At 65.5% G+C, this 16,934-nt stretch carries 16 protein-coding genes; 8 read left to right on the forward strand and 8 right to left on the reverse strand.

Going from position 1 to position 16,934, the window contains the following annotated elements:
* Nucleotides 1–38: 38 nt before the first annotated feature.
* The gene (gene tcuA / locus J2S97_RS14705; protein ID WP_307050672.1) at nt 39–1,532 is read right to left on the reverse strand and encodes an FAD-dependent tricarballylate dehydrogenase TcuA; all 1,494 of its coding nucleotides are present in this window, start codon (nt 1,530–1,532) and stop codon (nt 39–41) included.
* Nucleotides 1,533–1,726: 194 nt separating this feature from the next.
* On the opposite strand from tcuA, the gene J2S97_RS14710 reads away from it, so the two are divergent.
* The 4 genes from J2S97_RS14710 (at nt 1,727) to J2S97_RS14725 (ending at nt 5,607) form a co-directional block, all read left to right on the forward strand.
* Nucleotides 1,727–2,707: a Bug family tripartite tricarboxylate transporter substrate binding protein gene (locus J2S97_RS14710; protein ID WP_307050674.1), complete on the forward strand. Its 981-nt coding sequence runs from the start codon at nt 1,727–1,729 to the stop codon at nt 2,705–2,707.
* Nucleotides 2,704–3,351 carry a tripartite tricarboxylate transporter TctB family protein gene (locus tag J2S97_RS14715; RefSeq protein WP_307050676.1) on the forward strand — a complete coding sequence of 216 codons (648 nt, stop codon included), beginning with the start codon at nt 2,704–2,706 and terminating at the stop codon, nt 3,349–3,351. Before J2S97_RS14710 ends, J2S97_RS14715 begins: the two co-directional genes overlap by 4 nt.
* Complete coding sequence (locus tag J2S97_RS14720; protein ID WP_307050678.1) at nt 3,351–4,859, forward strand: tripartite tricarboxylate transporter permease; 1,509 nt, start codon at nt 3,351–3,353, stop codon at nt 4,857–4,859. Before J2S97_RS14715 ends, J2S97_RS14720 begins: the two co-directional genes overlap by 1 nt.
* Nucleotides 4,860–5,022: 163 nt before the next feature.
* The gene (locus J2S97_RS14725; protein WP_307050679.1) at nt 5,023–5,607 is read left to right on the forward strand and encodes a histidine phosphatase family protein; all 585 of its coding nucleotides are present in this window, start codon (nt 5,023–5,025) and stop codon (nt 5,605–5,607) included.
* 41 nt (nt 5,608–5,648) lie between these two features.
* Here the strand turns inward: J2S97_RS14725 and J2S97_RS14730 are convergent, their stop codons facing one another.
* Both J2S97_RS14730 and J2S97_RS14735 read right to left on the reverse strand, forming a co-directional pair.
* A complete protein-coding gene (locus tag J2S97_RS14730) occupies nt 5,649–6,458 on the reverse strand; it encodes a hypothetical protein (RefSeq protein WP_307050682.1) in 810 nt (269 codons plus the stop codon).
* A 247-nt stretch (nt 6,459–6,705) separates the two neighbouring features.
* Nucleotides 6,706–7,158 carry a DapH/DapD/GlmU-related protein gene (locus tag J2S97_RS14735; protein WP_307050684.1) on the reverse strand — a complete coding sequence of 151 codons (453 nt, stop codon included), beginning with the start codon at nt 7,156–7,158 and terminating at the stop codon, nt 6,706–6,708.
* 174 nt (nt 7,159–7,332) lie between these two features.
* On the opposite strand from J2S97_RS14735, the gene J2S97_RS14740 reads away from it, so the two are divergent.
* Both J2S97_RS14740 and J2S97_RS14745 read left to right on the forward strand, forming a co-directional pair.
* On the forward strand, nt 7,333–8,220 hold the full coding sequence (locus J2S97_RS14740; RefSeq protein WP_307050686.1) for an SGNH/GDSL hydrolase family protein: 888 nt from the start codon (nt 7,333–7,335) through the stop codon (nt 8,218–8,220).
* Between the two features lie 192 nt (nt 8,221–8,412).
* Entirely contained in the window at nt 8,413–9,039 is a 627-nt protein-coding gene (locus J2S97_RS14745) for a TetR/AcrR family transcriptional regulator (protein WP_307050688.1), read from the forward strand.
* A 78-nt stretch (nt 9,040–9,117) separates the two neighbouring features.
* Here the strand turns inward: J2S97_RS14745 and J2S97_RS14750 are convergent, their stop codons facing one another.
* From J2S97_RS14750 to J2S97_RS14760, 3 genes are all read right to left on the reverse strand, one after another.
* The gene (locus tag J2S97_RS14750; protein ID WP_307050690.1) at nt 9,118–9,477 is read right to left on the reverse strand and encodes a hypothetical protein; all 360 of its coding nucleotides are present in this window, start codon (nt 9,475–9,477) and stop codon (nt 9,118–9,120) included.
* A gap of 76 nt (nt 9,478–9,553) precedes the next feature.
* Nucleotides 9,554–10,843, reverse strand: a complete 1,290-nt coding sequence (locus tag J2S97_RS14755) for an MFS transporter (RefSeq protein WP_307050692.1) — start codon at nt 10,841–10,843, stop codon at nt 9,554–9,556.
* A 16-nt stretch (nt 10,844–10,859) separates the two neighbouring features.
* On the reverse strand, nt 10,860–12,080 hold the full coding sequence (locus J2S97_RS14760) for a M20 metallopeptidase family protein (protein WP_307050694.1): 1,221 nt from the start codon (nt 12,078–12,080) through the stop codon (nt 10,860–10,862).
* 158 nt (nt 12,081–12,238) lie between these two features.
* On the opposite strand from J2S97_RS14760, the gene J2S97_RS14765 reads away from it, so the two are divergent.
* The gene (locus J2S97_RS14765; RefSeq protein ID WP_307050696.1) at nt 12,239–13,270 is read left to right on the forward strand and encodes an Lrp/AsnC family transcriptional regulator; all 1,032 of its coding nucleotides are present in this window, start codon (nt 12,239–12,241) and stop codon (nt 13,268–13,270) included.
* On the opposite strand, the gene soxR is transcribed toward J2S97_RS14765, so the two are convergent.
* Nucleotides 13,267–13,767: a redox-sensitive transcriptional activator SoxR gene (gene soxR / locus J2S97_RS14770; protein ID WP_307050698.1), complete on the reverse strand. Its 501-nt coding sequence runs from the start codon at nt 13,765–13,767 to the stop codon at nt 13,267–13,269. The two genes, J2S97_RS14765 and soxR, sit on opposite strands and share 4 nt — an antisense overlap.
* 108 nt (nt 13,768–13,875) lie before the next feature.
* On the opposite strand from soxR, the gene J2S97_RS14775 reads away from it, so the two are divergent.
* Nucleotides 13,876–15,333, forward strand: a complete 1,458-nt coding sequence (locus J2S97_RS14775; RefSeq protein WP_307050699.1) for an MFS transporter — start codon at nt 13,876–13,878, stop codon at nt 15,331–15,333.
* Here J2S97_RS14775 and cycA read toward each other — a convergent pair.
* The gene (gene cycA, locus J2S97_RS14780) at nt 15,330–16,847 is read right to left on the reverse strand and encodes a D-serine/D-alanine/glycine transporter (protein ID WP_307050700.1); all 1,518 of its coding nucleotides are present in this window, start codon (nt 16,845–16,847) and stop codon (nt 15,330–15,332) included. The two genes, J2S97_RS14775 and cycA, sit on opposite strands and share 4 nt — an antisense overlap.
* Nucleotides 16,848–16,934 lie beyond the last annotated feature (87 nt).

Consider the following 16,934-nt stretch of genomic DNA (forward strand, 5'->3'; position numbering starts at 1 on the left):
TTGGAGTGGTTACGCAGGGTGCTTATTCCAAAGGAACTTTACGCCAGAACGCCTGCGCGCCGTCCGAAGACGCAGCCTGCAGCAAGTCCGGTGCCGCCGGGGTAGTTGATGCTGAAGAGTCCGCCGAGCATTTCACCGGCCACGAAGAGGCCTTCGATGTGCTTTCCGTCGGCGTCCATGACGCGACCGTGGGTGTCCGACTTGATGCCGCCGAACGTGAAGGTAATCCCGCAGGTGACCCCGTAGGCGTAGAAGGGTCCGGTTTCGAGGGGGGCGCCCCAGTTGCTCTTGACCGGTTCGGTGGTGGCCTTCCGGCCGTCCTTGATGGTGGGGTCGAACGGGACGGAGCGGTCGATCGAGTTGTTAAAATCCGTCACGGTTTTGGACAGGCTCTCCGGGTTCAGGCCGATTTTGGCGGCCAGGTCCTCGATGGTGTCCGCGACCTCCACCGAGATGCCGGGCATGTCGTATTCCTCACTGCGCAGCATCGGACGCAGGGTTGCGTCGAAGATCTGGTAGGCCACTGACCCGGGCTGCTTGAGGATTTCCTTGCCGTATTTGGCGTAGGTGTAGTTCCTGAAGTCCGCGCCTTCGTCTAGGAAACGCTTGCCATCCGTGTTCACGATGATGCCAAACGGGTAGCTCTGCCGGGTCAGCCGGTTGGTCAGTTCGCGGTTGCTCTCGTTCGTGGCCGTGAAGGCATCCCACTGGACGCTGTGGCAGGTGCTCCAGTCGCCGCCCTTTGCGGCACCGATCGCCAGGGCTGCGGCGATCATGTCACCGGTGTTGTACGGAGTACCCCGGACCTTGGCGTTCTGCCAGCCTTCGCCCAGGTGCTCCCGCCGCCACTGGGGGTCGGACTCAAAGCCGCCGGCAGTAAGGATCACGGATTCGGCCATAAGGCGCTGCTCGCCTTCAGCGGTTTTGACTACGACGCCGGCAACGCGGCCGTTCTCGACGACGAGGCTTTGCGCCGCGTGGCCATAGCGGACATCGATGCCGAGCTCCGCAGCTACCCGCGTGTGGTCCTCGATCAGGCCCTCACCGCCGCCCACGTTACCCACGTGCAGGCCGCCCCAGAAGAGGTAGGAACCGTCCGGGCGCTCATAGGCCTGGCGCTCGTACATCAGCCGGTACTTCAGGCCAAGCCCGTTGAGCCACCGAAGGGTGGACTGACTTTCAGCGATCAGGACTTGGGTTAGCGCGGGGTCGTTCCGGCCTTCTGTTACCTTTTCCAGGTCCGACTCGTATTCCTCAGCACTGTAGGGCGGAACAACGGTGCGGCCGTGCCGTTCATCCGGTTCCAGCAGGCCCTGCAAATCATCGAGCCCGTTATGCACTATCCGGGTGGCGCCGGCGGTGTAGAAGCTGTTGCCGCCTGCCATGTCCTTCTCGCCTTTTTCCAGCAATATGACGCGCCGTCCGCGCTCCGCTGCAGCGTGCGCCGCCGTAAAACCGGCGTTCCCGCCGCCCACCACAATCACGTCAACGCTGTCCGCTGTCCGCGGTCCGGCTCCATTACCGATCGACATTGGCTGTCCTTTCACTGGTTGATGAATCCAACTGTATACAAACGTATGCATTAGGTGCAAGATGGATTCATGCAAGTTCAAAGTTGCCGGTGACTGCCATCACAGGTATAAATGTATTTCATTGTGTACAGCAGTATCCGAGTGGATCCTTGTGCTTTCGCACCGCCCAACAACGTCGTTACGGAACGAGAACCATGAAAAAACCCCTCCTCAATGCCGTGTTCGGCCTGGTCGTGGCCCTGGTGGCCGCGCTTGCGTTCGTGAATGCCGGCACGGCCGGTGGAACGAGCACGGCCCGGAACAAGCTCACCCTGATCGCCCCGGCAGCACCTGGTGGCGGTTGGGACGGATTTGCCCGTGAAGGGCAGCAGGCGCTCAAGAGCGGCGGCGTGGTCAATAACGCTCAGGTGGTCAACGTGCCCGGAGCAGGCGGGACCATCGGCCTGAGCCAATTTGTCCAGATGCCCGGACGCGAAGACGCCCTTCTCGCGACCGGTGGCGTGATGGTGGGGGCCATCGAACTCGGCGACAACCCGGAATCAATGGTGGACGTTGTCCCCATTGCCCGGCTGGCAGATGACTACGCAGCCCTCGTGGTTCCGGCCGATTCTAAGTTCAAGACCCTCGACGATTTCCTGGCAGCCTGGAAGCAAAATCCCGGCGGAACATCAATCGGCGGAGGTTCCCTTGGCTCGATCGACCACCTTCTGAGCGCCATGGTTGCCAAGACGGTCGGCATTGATCCCCGGGACGTCAACTACATCGCCTACTCCGGCGGCGGTGAGGCCCTGACCTCGCTGCTATCCCACACCACCTCGGCCGGAATGTCCGGTTACAACGAAGTCAGCGACCAGATCGAAGCGGGCACGCTGCGAGCCCTGGCGATCTCTTCGGACGAGCGGCTGGAAGGAGTAGACGTTCCCACGTTCAAGGAGCAGGGCGTGGACGCGGCGATGTCCAACTGGCGAGGATTTGTGGCGACGCCCGGCATCACGGGCGAGGCGAAGGCGGAATTGATCCGCATCGTCGGCGAGATGCGCAGCAGTGACCACTGGCAGGAAGCCCTGAAGCGCAACAACTGGACGGACACCTTCACCACCGGCGAAGAATTCGAGCAGTATATCAACAACGAAGTTGCAACGGCCCAACAAATCGTAAAGGACCTCGGCCTATGAGCCTCACCCAGAACCAGCCAGAAGCAGTTCCCGTGGTAAAGCCGCAGGAAAAGGCCAGGCCTCGCTTTGGAACAGGCCGCAGCGAATTCGTCGTCGTCGCCGTGCTCTACGCAGTGGCCATCTTCCTCACCATTGGCACCGCAACCATGCATGTGCAGGGCAAATCATCCCCCGGGCCGCAGTTCTTCCCCATCATCGTGTGCATCGTCCTCTACCTCGTGGCCACCCTCCTGGCCATCCAGATCCTTCGCTCACCGAAGGTCCCGGACAACGCCATCCACCCCGGACGCGGGCAGTTCTCCCCGGACATGCTGCATGACCTCGGCCACCTTGGCAAGGAAGGAGACGAGGTCTGTGACGATGAAGCAGCCCAAGCGCCGGCCAAGACTTGGAAGACCTACTCAGACTGGCGCACCGTTGGCATGCTGTTCGCTGGCGTCGTGGCCTTCGTCGCGCTGCTGGAACCGCTGGGCTGGATCATCAGCGCGACAATGCTGTTCTGGACCGTCGCCTACGCCCTCGGCAGCCGCCGACGATTCTTCGACATCGGCGTGGGCCTGCTCTTTTCCTCAATCATTCAACTGGCCTTCGGCGCCGGGCTGGGCCTCAGCCTGCCCTCCGGTCTCATAGGAGGGATCCTTTAATGGAACAACTCGAACTCCTCATGGGCGGTTTCGCCAGCGCTCTGACCCCCATCAACCTCCTCTGGGTGCTGATCGGCGCCCTGCTGGGCACCGCCGTCGGCGTCCTTCCGGGGCTCGGCTCCGCCATGGCGGTGGCGCTGCTCCTCCCCGTGACCTTTTCCCTGGAACCGACGGCAGCATTCATCATGTTCGCCGGTATCTACTTCGGCGGCCTCTTCGGCGACTCCACGTCAGGAATCCTGCTCAACACTCCGGGCCACTCATCGGCAATCGCGTCCACGTTCGAGGGACACCGGATGGCCAAGAGCGGACAGGCGGCCAAAGCGCTTGTCACGTGCGCCATCGGAGCCTTCATCGGCGGCCTGATCGCCACCACCCTAGTGGTCTTCTTTGCCCCCACGCTGGTCAAAATGGCCACGGTGTTCGGCCCGGCCGAGTACTTCGCCCTGGCAGTGTTCGCATTCCTTGCCATATCCGCCGTCGTCTCCGAATCCGTGATCCGCGGTATCGCGGCGCTGGGGATCGGTCTCGCTCTGGCCCTCGTCGGAATTGACGGTCCTAGCGGCACCGCCCGCTTCACCGTCGGCATGCCCCAGCTCTTCGACGGGATCTCCGTCATCGTCATCACAGTCGGGCTTCTGGCACTCGGTGAGGTTTTCCACATCGCCTCCCGCATCCACCGCGATCCCGTCGCCACCCGCATCGAAACCAAGGGCCGGGCCCGGCTCAATCTCTCTGATTTCAAGAAGGCGCTGCCCGCCTGGCTCCGCGGAACGGCATTCGGCGCCCCGTTCGGGCTGATCCCCGCCGGCGGCGCGGAGGTGCCCACCTTCCTGGCCTACGGCACCGAGAAGCAACTGGCGAAACGCCGGGACGACCCTGAATTCGGCACCACCGGCTCCATCCGCGGCCTCGCAGCCCCCGAAGCCGCGGCCAACGCCACCGCCGGCACAGCAATGGGAGCACTTCTCGCATTGGGGCTGCCCACATCAGCCACCGCCGCGATCATGCTGGCCGCATTTCAGCAATACGGAATGCAGCCAGGACCCCTGCTCTTCGAACGAAGCGGCAACCTTGTCTGGGCACTGCTGGCCTCACTGTTCATCGGCCTGGTGATTCTTGTGATGATCAACATCCCGTTCGCCTCCGTCTGGGCCAAGCTGCTGAGCATCCCCAAGCACTACCTCTACGCCGGCATTACCGTTTTCTCCATGCTCGGCGTGTATGCGGTCAGCTCCGCGGTCCTGGACCTGTGGCTACTGATCGCCATTGGCCTCATCGGATTCCTGATGCGCCGCTACAACATCCCGCTAGCACCAGTACTGATCGCCGTGATCCTCGGGCCGATGGCCGAGACTGAACTCCGCCGCGCGCTGGCCGTCTCCGAGGGGGATCTGGGCATTTTGGTGGACAGCCCGATCACCGTCACCCTCTACCTGGTCCTGGCCGCCGCCCTAGCGCTCAGCGCCGTCCAGCACCTCCGCCACCGGGCCAGCCGGAAGGTCTAGTTACCTGACCCAACCACATGAGAGCCCCTGCGCCTCCATGGCCTCCACGGGTCGTCGAGATGCAGGGGCCCCCGTTTTCTGAGGTGGCTCACCGGCCGTCCGCCTGGCCTGTATGTAGCCGCAGTTTTCCGCGCCCGCCCGCCGTCAGGGCACAATGGAAAGCATGACCCTTACGACCTTCGCCCTCGTCCGCCACGGCCAGACGGACTGGAATGCGCAGCGCCGGCTGCAAGGTGCCACCGACATTCCGTTGAACGACGTCGGCCGCGGCCAGGCGAGCGACGCCGTCGCGGTCCTGTCCGGCTACGAGTGGGATGCCATTGTGTCCTCGCCATTGAGCCGTGCCGCGGAAACCGCCGACCTGATTGCCGCCGGGCTCGGGCTCAGCGTGGCCCGGCGCGTGCCGGAACTTACCGAGCGTAGCTTTGGGCCCGCGGAGGGCCTGCAGGCCGGTCCGGAACTGGACGCACTGCGTACCCCCGGCGGTTTCCGCGGCGCCGAAAGCGAGGACGAGGCAGCCAGCCGCGGGCTGGCCGCTCTGGACGCGCTGGCCGAGGAGTTCCGAGGCCGCCGCGTCCTGGTCGTCGCCCACGGCACGCTCATCCGCGTGACCCTCAGCCGGGCACTCGGCCGGACCCTGCAAAGCATCGACAACGCCGTGCTCAACCTGGCCCACCACCATGCCGTTGATGGCTGGCAGCTGGAATACTTCAACGGCGAGCGCGTTGTGGCTGGCGTTCAGGTCTGACCCGCAACGGTCCTTGGTACTGGGGTTGACGGTCCCTCAACCTAGGACTGGTAATACTCCTCCGTCGGCGTGAAGCCCGCACGGTCCACTTTCCGGTGGTAGTGCACTCCGGCAATGCCGCCCAGCACGGCGCCCACCAAGGCTGTCGCGGCCACGGCAATGACCGCGATGACGCCGCTCGTACTTAGCTGACCCTCGCCCACGGGAAGGCGGAGGAAGCTGTTGAGCGTGCTCAGCACATTGAGTTGCCCACCACTGAACATCGCCAAGAGGGCCACACCTGCGGCCACTATCACGGCCCACAACCACACCATGAGCCCCTGGCCGATGCCGTTGAAGCGCGCCATCCGTCCAGCGACGTAGCCGCCGGAAAAATAGGCGAGGAAGGGGATCGTCAGGAGCACGATCACACCGGTCATGCCGCCTGATGATGCCATACCGGCTTCCGCGATGAGGTCCATTCCGGCCAGAAAGCCGGCACGGCCGGCCGCCGTGACGGCAGCTACCAGCAAGACGGCCATTGCCGTCGCGGTCAGCCAGCCGAAGAAGGCTGAGCCGATCTTGATGCCGCCGAACCGCTCCTCTTCGCGGGCAACCACGGTTTCCCGGGTAGCGGCGACCGGGTCTTTCGTAAAAAAGCCTTCCATTGGGCCGCTGGTGGCATCGACGTACCCGGGGTCCTCATGGACGGCGTTTTCGCCATAGGGGACAACGCCGTCGGACTCTTCGTAGTAGCCGTCGTCAGGACTGCGGTCCGAAGCGCGGGCATCCGGTGGGCCCACCGGTTCGGGAACGTCATCCCCAACTCCGTCGCGTCCTCGCCCGCCAACAGGATCCCTTGCGCCGCCCATCACGCTTCCTCGCTTTCAATGTCCAACCAGCTCGATCGCTGAACCGGCAAGTGCGGCGGACTGCTCAGGAATCCATCATCGTCATTCACGGGCCGCCGCCCCACAGGCGCTCACCTCCGCTGCGCGGCCGGTGAGTAATACCCAAATTAGTCGCGCCCCGGTGCGGCCACGAGGGGCTTTCGGCCTTACTTGGACTTCGTCTCCGCTTCACACGGATAGACGGGAGGCTCAGCGTAAAACGCCGGTCTCAGGCAGCCTTTCGTGCTTTGTGGTTGCCGTTCGAACGGGACCGTGATGATGCGTTCGCCGGCGGCTTGCTTCCGGCCGCCACGTGGCTGCCCTGGGCAACAGTCGTATCCCCATGGAGGCGGACCCCGTGGGAAATAACGGCGCCTGCCCCGATCCGGGAGTGGCTGCCGATATGGACCCTGTTGCCAACCACGGCTCCCGGCCCGACGTACACAGCATCGCCGATCACCACCCGGTGACCAATGTGCGCCTGCCGGTCGATCCAGCTGCCACCGCCAACGCGGCACCCCGACTCCACGCGGGCGCCGGCCTCCACATAGGCGCTTGAACTGATGAACGACGTCTCGTGCACGTCGGCACCACGCCCGATCAGACCGCCGCCGTTTGAGTGCCGGTGGTAGGTGATGACCTTCCCGGCGTCGTCTTCAACGGTTTCGATTTTCCTGCTCATTACCTTCCTGTCAGTCCGGAGCAACCCATAACATCGGACACTCCTTTTAACACCCGAAACGCGACGTGCATTCCATGCGGAAATTCGTGCCGGGGGATCAATTTTGCGGAACATACAGGCCGTTCCGATGGTTATTTATTCAAAGGGCTCAGGCTTCCCACAAGGAGGTGCAGGGTGACCGCGAATGACAAGGATCTGTCAGGACGCCGGCCCTACGGTGGTGTTCCTGGCGCCGGATACGTGGCGGGTGCCAGCACTCACCCGTGGCGCCGGTATGTTGCTTTGGGGGATTCGTTCACGGAGGGAGTGGGCGACCCCGACCCGCGGAGCCCGGGCGGAGTGCGCGGTTGGGCCGATCGTGTGGCAGAGGAACTCAGCATCGGTCATGAGGACTTCGCGTACGCCAACCTTGCTGTGCGCGGCTTGCTGTTGGAGCAGATTCTGGAACGGCAAGTTGGGCCCGCGCTGGCCCTGCAGCCGGACCTGATCACGCTTTCAGCGGGAGGCAACAACATGGTTTTCCGCGGCGGCGATCCGGACAAGTTGGCTGACAGGCTCGACGGCGGTGTGGAGCTTTTGAGTTCTTCCGGCGCCACTCTGGTGCTCTTCACCGGCCCCGACTGGAGATCAACCCCCGTCCTGGGCCGCAACCGGACCAGGATTGCCGTCTTCAACGAAAACATCCGCTCCATCGCGTCCCGTCATGACGCCGTGATCGCCGATCTGTGGGGACTGAGAAAGCTCAGGGACCCACGGATGTGGGACCAGGACCGCCTGCATCTCTCCCCGCAGGGCCACCACGCCGTGGCAATGATGGTGTTGGACACGCTTGGTGTCCCGCACCGGCTCCTGCCACTGGAACCCGGGGACCTGCCGCGAGGCGGTTGGCCCGAGGCCAGGGCAGGAGACCTGATGTGGGCACGCAGGTATCTCTTGCCGTGGGTGTGGCACCGCCTGCGGAAGCGGGTTGCCCTGGAAGAGCTGCGGGCAAAGCGCCCAATTCCGGCCCCTGTGAATAGCCTTGGGCAATCTGCTGCCGAAATGAAGGACCTGAGCAAGTAGGCAGACAGGTCTGTCTACTTGCATGCCTGCGGGCCGCCGGTCCGCAGGAAGCCCAACTGTCCAAGACACGGCCAGGCGTAGAGTGGAACTGGTATCTCATTCGTTTTGCCAAATGAACCGTACGAACCACACAGACGTCATTAGGGAAAGCAACTGAAGCTGTTCTGGCGCTTTCTGCCGAGGAGGTGAACCATGGACAAATCGAACCAGCGCAGGGACATGAGTGATCGTATCCTCAAGATCGCGTCCGACCTGTTCACCGCCGAAGGCCTGCACCAGGTCGGTATCAACCGCATCATCGCCGAGGCCGGCGTGGCCAAGGCAACCTTCTATAAATACTTTCCGACCAAGGATGACCTGGTCCTCGCCTACGTCGATGAGCTGGGGCTCGGCTGGGCAGCCGCGTTGAGGGAGGCGGCAGGTCCGATCGCCACCCACCCTGCAGACCAGCTGCTCGGCATGTTCGACGCCCTTTCCCGTGGCAGGCACCCCGGAGACCAACGCGGTGCCGCGTTCCTTCGGGCCGCAGCCGAGATCCGGCCCGGTACCGCTGCCCACCTCCGGGTCGCCTTGCACAATGCGCGGGTCCTGGACTGGATAACCCGGCTGGCACGCCAGACGGGAGCAATCGACCCGTATGCACTCGCACGGTCGCTTGCGCTCATCCTTGAAGGGGGACAGGCATGCGAGATCACGTCGCCCGGGCCTGACACACCCGAAATTGCCCGGTCGGCCGCCCGGCAGATCATGCGCACCGCCATACCCCGTCCCGCGCAGGCCGCACGGCCGCAGGTCGCGGCCGCCCGGAACTCGATCTGACCCGGAACGCCACCGGAGGCGGCCGACCGCGGTGCCGGCACCCGCGGCCGCCGCCCACCGTCGCCCGCAACGTTTGAGCTAAGTCCCCGCGATGCGCCGGGCGTGCTCGGTTTCGGACGGGGTCGGGTGGACTGTAGTGCTTCCCCGGAATTCCCAGTGGCTCACCACGCCTTCCGGGCTGGTCACCGTGCCGGAGTGGAGCGCCCGGTCTATCCTCCGGCGCACCTCCGCTTCCTGTTCCGGCTCCGCGGCGAAGACGACCCGCAGCACAACGGTCCCGCCGGCCCTTTCGGCCGTGGTGTGGTGGGCCGCCACAGGGCAGGGCGGGCTGTGGTCCCAGCTCCCGCATAATTCCAGCGTGATGGCTCCGCCGGGGCCGCGGACGTCGCCGTCGGGAGCCATCCCAACCGTTGCCTCATGTACAAAAGCTGCCCGCATGGCGCCATTCTCCCATCAACAACGAAGGCCGGGCGGCCAAGCCGCCCGGCCTTCGCCGACTTACCGCGAGGCGACGCTAGCCGCGCAGGTCCTTCCCCTTGGTTTCGGGGATGCTGAAGACGAACGCCGCGCTAATGAGCAGCAGCACCACGGCGTAGACATTGAACAGGCTGGGCAGCTGAAGCGTGGTGCCCAGCCACTGCTGCAGGTACGGTGCCGTTCCGCCGAACACGGCCACGCAGATGGAGTAGGGGACACCGACGCCCACGGTGCGGATGCTGGTGGGGAACAACTCCGCGTAGACGGCCGGAACGATGGCCGCGCTGGCTGCGATGAAGATGAGCATCACGGACATGCCGACCGCAAGCTGCCACGCGGAATCCTTCAGAAGCCACGTCATGGGGAAGTGCATCACGGCCGAGCCGATGGCGCCGGCCCAGAGGACCTTCTTGCGGCCGATCCGGTCAGACAGCTTGCCCCAGAACGGCAGGGCGGCAATGAATACGATGTTGCCGATCACGCCGGCCCAGAGCGCTTCGCCGCGGTCGATCTTGAGTGCGGTCGTGGCATAGCTCGGAGCCACCACGCCCCAGATGTAATAGATCACCGTCAGCCCCACGGTCAGGCCGATCACCTGGAGGGCCTGCTTGCGGTGCCGGACGATCTGCGGCCAGATGGGCGCCCGCTTCTCGGTCGCGGTCTCGCCCTCGAACACATCCGTCTCGTGCAGTTTCGACCGCATGATCAGCGCGTAGAGGCCCATGGCGGCGCCGATCAGGAACGGGATCCGCCAGCCCCAGGCGTTCATCACTTCGGTGGTCAGCGCCATGTTCAGGACAGCGCCCAGGAGAGTGCCGAACAGGATGCCCACGGTGCCGGATGTGTAGATCAGCGTGGCCCAGAACCCCCGGTGTTCCCGCGGCGCCATCTCTGAAAGATAGGTCTGCGACGACGGCAGCTCGCCGCCGTGCGCCAGGCCCTGCACCAGCCGGGCCACCAGCAGCATGAGCGATGCCCACGCCCCGACGGCAGCGAACGTGGGCGCAATGCCGATCATCAGGCTGCCCAGGGACGCCAGGCCCACGGCCAGGGTCATGGACGCCTTGCGGCCGATCCGGTCGCCGATCCAGCCGAAGAGGAAGCCGCCGAAGGGACGGGCCACGAAGCCGACGGCGAAGATCGCCAGTGTGGACAGCACCGCCGACGCCGGATCCGCCTTGCTGAACAGCTGGCTGGCGATAAACGGGGTAAACGTGGCGTAGATGGCCCAGTCGTACCATTCGACGGCGTTGCCGATGCCGGTGCCGACGATGGTTTTCCTGGTGGCGGTGCGGGCCGCGAGCTCCGGGCTGATGGTGGTTGTCATGGTGTTCTCCAGATTCTCAGGACCGGGCGGCCAGGGTGGCGATGCGGGAGAGTGCCAGTTCCGCGTATAGCGCGGCGCCGTCGGCGAGGACGCCGTCGTCGAAAGTGGCATAGGGGGAGTGGTTGAACGGTGCGGCGACATGGTCGGCGCCCGGGGGCACGGCACTGAGGCCAATGAACGTGGACGGGACCTCGTTCATGACGCGGGAGAAGTCTTCCGAGCCGCTCAGCGGGGTGGCCAAGCGCGTGTGCCGGCCTTCGCCGAACAGCCCGTGGATCACCGTTTCCGCGGTGTTTGTCTCGTTCACGTCGGTGACGCTCAGCGGGTACTCGGCGCGGTATTCCACATCCACATCCAGGCCGTGGGCGGCGGCGATGCCCTTCAGCAGTGCGGGGATGGAGGCCATCATCTTCTCCCGGGACTCCTCGGAGAACGTGCGCACAGTGGCCTCGATCCTGGCCGTTTCGGGGATGATGTTCCGCTTGGTCCCGGCCTGCAGGACCCCCACCGACAGCACTACGGGATCGAACATGTTGAACTGCCGGGTGATCATCACCTGCAGCGCGGTGACCATCTCCGCGGCCGCAGTGACCGGGTCCTTGGCCGAATGCGGCGCTGACCCGTGGCCGCCGGCTCCCAATACCGTGACGAACAGTCCGTCGGAGGCACTCAGCATGACGCCGGGCCGCGTGCAGAACTTTCCGTGCGGCTCCAAGGCGGAGAATACGTGCATGCCGTACGCCGCATCGACCCGGCGTCCGGCGGCGTCCAGGACGCCTTCGCGGATCATGTGGCTCGCGCCGTCGAAGCCCTCCTCGCCCGGCTGGAACATCAGGACGACGTCGCCGGCCAGTTCGTGCCGGCGCTCGGCCAGGAGCGTGGCCGCTCCGGCCAGCATGGCCGTGTGGAGGTCGTGGCCGCAGGCGTGCATGGCGCCGTCGATCTTTGAGGCGTACTCGGCGCCGGTCTTTTCCTGGACCGGAAGGGCGTCCATGTCCGCGCGGAGCAGGACAGCCGGTTTGGCGGGCGAAGCGTGCGGTGCGCCGCCGCGCAGGACCGCAGTGACCGACGTCGTGCTCTCACCGAGGGTGATTTCGTAGGGCAGTCCGTCCAGCGCCTTCAGCACCTTTTCCTGGGTCCGCGGAAGATCCAGGCCGATTTCCGGCTCCTGGTGCAGCTGGTGCCTGAACCTGGCGAGGTCCCCCTGCAGCTCCTTGGCGTCGGTGATGATCGGCATGCGTGCTCCTGATCTCTCGGCGGGCCGGCAGCGGATCTGCGGCCCCGGTCTCCAGTCTGTCGTGACATACTTCACAGGCAGCCGAATGGCTGGAAAAATGCAATTAGTAGCTATCCGGCGCAGGATTCACGCAGTCGTGACAGTGAGGAAGGGCAGAAGTGGAACTCAGCGAAGACGACCTCGCACTCATCAACGCCCTCCAGATTGCGCCGCGGCTGAGCTGGGCGGACGCCGCCGAGGTCCTGAATGTCCACGCCACCACGCTGGCCGCGCGCTGGGAGCGGCTGCGCTCGGCCGGGGCGTCCTGGGTCACCGCCCACCTGATGGGCGACCCGCAGCAGATGTGCCTGGCGTTCGTGGATGTGGAGTGCGAGATGCACCGCCGTGATGATGTGACGGAGGCCCTGGCGGCGGTGCCGGAGATAGTCACCGTGGAAGAGGCGGCCAGTAACCGCGACCTGATGCTGACCGCGATCACGCAGTCACTGGAGGAGTTCGGCACGGCCGTGGCTGCGCGGCTGAAGGACATCGACGGGCTCGTGAAGTACCAGACGGCACTGTGTACCCGGCTGCACACCGGGGCCTATTCCTGGCGGCTCAATGTCCTGGACCGTGCCCAGGTGGCGGCGCTGCGGGCCAAGGCCGGGCCGGAGGCCGCGGGGTCCGCCCCGCCCCTGTCCATGCGGGATCCGCTGCCCGCCAGCCACCTCGACCTGTTGCCGTTCCTGGCCCGCGACGGCCGGGCGACGGCAGCGGACATCGCCCGCGCCCTGGGTCGGCATCCGGCCACGGTCCAGCGGCAGCTGAATCGTGTGCTGGCCAGCCGGGTGCTGTCCTTCCGCTGCGAGATCGCGCAGAAATACTCGGGGTTCCCGGTGACCTGCCAGTGGTTCGCAAACGTTCCGCCCGGCCAGCATGATGCCGCGGCGGCCGAGCTCCAGGGGTTCCGCAACGTCCGGCTGGCCGCCTCCACCACCGGGCGGACCAACTTTGTGATCATCATGTGGCTGCAGTCGGTGGCCGACGTCCTGACCGAGGAACTTGCGCTGCAGCAGCGGATCCCGGGCATCGAACTCGTGGAGAGCGTGGTGATGCTCAGCAGCGTCAAGCGCGTGGGCTGGATGCTGAACCCGGACTCGACGGCGACCGGCGCCGTCGTGCCTTCCGTCGGGTTGAGGCTGGACGCTTAGGCGTCGGGTTTTTCGGGATACACGGCGTCAAGGTCCGGGGAGCCAGGTTCCCACCGCCGGGGGCCCGTGCCGCCGTCGCCCAGCGAGTCCTCCGGGTTCTGCAGCCGGCAGGCCTTGAGGCTGAGGCAGCCGCAGCCGATGCACCCGTCCAGGTCGCGCCGCAGATGCTCGAGGGCAGCAATGCGTGCGTCCAGTTCCGAGCGCCACAGCCGCGAGAGCCGGGACCAGTCGCGCTTGGTGGGGGTGCGGCCTTCGGGCAGGGAATCCAGTGCTGCCCGGATCTCCTTCAGCGGGATGCCGACACGCTGGGAGACCCGGATGAACGCGACCCGCCGCAAGGCGTCGCGGCGGTACCGCCGCTGGTTTCCGGACGTCCGCTCGGAGGAGATCAGGCCGTTGCGTTCGTAGAAGTGAAGGGCCGACGGCGCCACTCCGCTCCGTTCGGACAGCTCGCCGATGCTCAGCGCATGGTGTGCTCCGCCGACAAGCTGTGGCATGCTTCCCCCTAGGCTTTCACGAAGGCCTCCACCGAAGCTCCGAGCGTCATTTCCGCAACCGGGCGGCACCTTGACCTCAACCTTAGTTGAGGTCCTACGGTAACGTCCATGACTACTGATCAGGCCACTACCGTGCAACGAAGCGCCCCAGCATCCGCCCCCGAGACCGCAGGAATCCTGCACCGGCACTACCTCCTGGTGACGTCCGGCGCGTGCGCGCTGGTGTTCCTGGCCGCCTTCGAATCCCTCGCGGTGACCACCATCATGCCGCTGGTCAGCCGTGAACTGGACGGTGCGGGGCTCTATGCCCTGGCCTTCGCGGGCCCCCTCGCAACGGGCGTGATCGGCATGGTGGCTGCCGGCAACTGGTCGGACCGCCGCGGGCCCGTGGGGCCGCTCTACGCCTCGGTGGCCATGTTCGTGCTGGGCTTGCTGATCGCCGGCACCGCGGGAAGCATGGCCGTCCTGGTGGCCGGCCGGCTCGTGCAGGGCCTGGGCGGTGGAGCCATGACCGTGGCCCTGTACGTCGTGGTGGCCCGCGTCTACCCGCCGGTGCTGCACCCGAAGATCTTCGCCGCCTTTTCCGCGGCCTGGGTGATCCCGTCCCTGGTGGGTCCCTTCGCCGCCGGAATCGTGGCACAGGCGGCCAGCTGGCACTGGGTGTTCCTGGGCGTGGTGGGGCTGGTTGTTCCGGCGCTCCTGATGATCGTCCCCGCCCTGCGCGGACTGCATGGCCGTCCGGCAACGGCTGAGGCCTCCGCAAAAGCCGACGGCCACGGGGACACTGCCAGGATCAAGCGGTGGTCCTACGGACGGCTCGCGTGGGCTGCCCTCGCGGCGGTAGCCGTCCTCGGGCTGAACCTCTCCGCGCAGGTCCCGGTAGCCGGCGGCGCGCTGGCGGCGGCCGCCGTCGTGATTGCGCTGGTGGCGGTGCGCCCGCTGGTGCCCCGCGGCACCCTGCTGGCCCGGCGCGGGCTGCCCAGCGTCATCCTGGCCCGCGGGCTGGTCTCGGCGGCCTTCTTCGGGGCGGAGGTCTACCTGCCCTACCTGCTGGTGGAGCGGTACGCCTATTCACCCACCTTCGCCGGCCTGACCCTCACGTTCGGTGCAGTTGCCTGGGCCGCGGCTTCCGCGGTCCAAGGCAGGCTGGGTACGAGACTGAATCACCGGCTGGCCATCGTGATTGGTTCAGCGATGGTGCTCGGCGCCGTGGTCGTCACCCTGGTGACCACCGTCCTGGGCTGGCCGGCCGCCGTCGCGATCGCCGGCTGGATCTTCGCCGGCGGCGGCATGGGGCTGATGTATCCGCGCCTGAGCGTCATGACACTGGCCATGTCCACACCGGAGACCGAGGGCTTCAACAGTTCGGCCATGTCCATCTCCGATTCCCTCGGCGGTGCGCTGGCCCTGGCCACCACCGGGATCGTGTTCACTTCATTGAGTACAACGACGACGGCGGGCGGTGTGTCGGGCGCCTCCTTTGCGGGAGTGTTCGCCCTCACGGCCGCCATCGCCATCGTCGCTGTGGTGGTGGCGCCGCGGGTCGCGGCGCGTCGAACGTCCTAGCTAAGGGTGCCTGCTCCTGTTTCAGCGGGAGCCTTGCCTGCGGCGGCTGTGCCTGCGGCGGAGACAGCCTTCCACTCTGCGATCCGTGCCTGCTGGAGCGGCGTTTTCCGGTTGAAGTGCCAGGCCGCGCCCAGGATCAGGAACCAGACGGGAGCCACGAACAAGGCAAGGCGGGTGTCGTCAGCCTGGGCCAGCGCCACCAGCATGAACACGAAGAACGCCAGCACCACGTAGGGCATGAAGGTGCCACCCGGCATTTTGAAGGCTGATTCTGCATGCAGTTCGGGCCGGCGGCGGCGGAACGCGATGTAGCTGATGAGGATCATGGACCAGACGAACATGGTGAGCACGGAGGCAACCGAGGTGACCACGGTGAAGGCACCGATGACGGAATCGCCCGAGTAGAGCAGTACCAGGCCGGCCAGGAGGAAAATGCAGGAGAACAGCAGCGCGTTCTGCGGAACCTTGCGGATGCTCAGCTTGCCGAACGCCTTCGGGGCGTTGCCGTCCTGGGCCAGGCCGTAGACCATGCGTGAGGTGGAGTAGATGCCGGAGTTTGCGCTGGAGGCCGCGGACGTGAGGACCACCAGGTTCACCACCACTGCTGCGATGCCCAGGCCGGCCAGGGTGAACATGCCGATGAACGGGCTGCCGGCGGCGTCGATGCTCCGCCACGGGTTGACCGCCATAATGACCACCAGGGCTCCTACGTAGAAGAGCAGGACACGAATGGGGATGGAGTTGATGGCCCGCGGCAGGTTCTTCTCCGGGTCCTTGGTTTCGGCCGCCGCGGTGCCCACCAGTTCGATGCCGGCGAAGGCGAAGATGGCGATCTGGAAGCCGAGGATGAAGCCGAACATGCCGTGCGGGAACATGCCGCCGTCGTTCCACATGTTGGCCAGGCTGGCCACGGCCCCGTTGGGGGAGGTGAAGTTCGTTGCGATCATCACGATGCCGGTGCCGATCAGCGCCACGATGGCCACCACCTTGATGATGGCGAACCAGAACTCTGCTTCACCGAAGGCCTTGACCGTGGGGAGGTTCAGCAGGATCAGCACCACGGGAGTGATGAGCGCCGGGATCCACAACGGGGTTCCGGGTGCGAGCTTGTCCACGTAGCCGGCAATCGCCACGATGTCCGCGACTCCGGTGACAACCCAGAAGAACCAGTAGGACCAGCCGGTGAAGAACCCGGCCCAGGGGCCCAGGAGGTCCCCGGCGAAGTCGCTGAAGGACTTGTAGTTCAGGTTGGACAGCAGGATTTCGCCCATCGCCCGCATCACGAAGAACAGCATGAAGCCGATGATCATGTAGACGAAGATGACGGAAGGGCCGGCAAGGGAAATGGTCTTCCCGGAACCCATGAACAGGCCGGTTCCGATCGCGCCGCCGATGGCCAGCAGTTGAATGTGCCGGTTGCTCAGGGCGCGGGCAAGATGCGGTTCCTGGCTGTGGCCTCCGTTGGTTGGTTCCGTTGCAGTGTTCCTGGCAACCGTGGTGGTGCGTTCAGACATCGATGCTTCTTTCCTTTTCACAGGCGGACTGCGTTGCGGTAAGAGTGCCGCGCCGCCATCCGCACGGAGCCGCCACAATGTGACGGA

The organism is Arthrobacter oryzae (genome assembly GCF_030812315.1).
Taxonomy (GTDB): Bacteria; Actinomycetota; Actinomycetes; order Actinomycetales; family Micrococcaceae; genus Arthrobacter; species Arthrobacter oryzae_B.

Coding starts and splice junctions, on each gene's coding strand:
- tcuA (WP_307050672.1), bottom strand. CDS start 1,532: ATGTCGATCGGTAATGGAGCCGGACCGCGGACAGCGGACAGCGTTGAC.
- J2S97_RS14710 (WP_307050674.1), top strand. CDS start 1,727: ATGAAAAAACCCCTCCTCAATGCCGTGTTCGGCCTGGTCGTGGCCCTG.
- J2S97_RS14715 (WP_307050676.1), top strand. CDS start 2,704: ATGAGCCTCACCCAGAACCAGCCAGAAGCAGTTCCCGTGGTAAAGCCG.
- J2S97_RS14720 (WP_307050678.1), top strand. CDS start 3,351: ATGGAACAACTCGAACTCCTCATGGGCGGTTTCGCCAGCGCTCTGACC.
- J2S97_RS14725 (WP_307050679.1), top strand. CDS start 5,023: ATGACCCTTACGACCTTCGCCCTCGTCCGCCACGGCCAGACGGACTGG.
- J2S97_RS14730 (WP_307050682.1), bottom strand. CDS start 6,458: ATGGGCGGCGCAAGGGATCCTGTTGGCGGGCGAGGACGCGACGGAGTT.
- J2S97_RS14735 (WP_307050684.1), bottom strand. CDS start 7,158: ATGAGCAGGAAAATCGAAACCGTTGAAGACGACGCCGGGAAGGTCATC.
- J2S97_RS14745 (WP_307050688.1), top strand. CDS start 8,413: ATGGACAAATCGAACCAGCGCAGGGACATGAGTGATCGTATCCTCAAG.
- J2S97_RS14750 (WP_307050690.1), bottom strand. CDS start 9,477: ATGCGGGCAGCTTTTGTACATGAGGCAACGGTTGGGATGGCTCCCGAC.
- J2S97_RS14755 (WP_307050692.1), bottom strand. CDS start 10,843: ATGACAACCACCATCAGCCCGGAGCTCGCGGCCCGCACCGCCACCAGG.
- J2S97_RS14760 (WP_307050694.1), bottom strand. CDS start 12,080: ATGCCGATCATCACCGACGCCAAGGAGCTGCAGGGGGACCTCGCCAGG.
- soxR (WP_307050698.1), bottom strand. CDS start 13,767: ATGCCACAGCTTGTCGGCGGAGCACACCATGCGCTGAGCATCGGCGAG.
- J2S97_RS14775 (WP_307050699.1), top strand. CDS start 13,876: ATGACTACTGATCAGGCCACTACCGTGCAACGAAGCGCCCCAGCATCC.
- cycA (WP_307050700.1), bottom strand. CDS start 16,847: ATGTCTGAACGCACCACCACGGTTGCCAGGAACACTGCAACGGAACCA.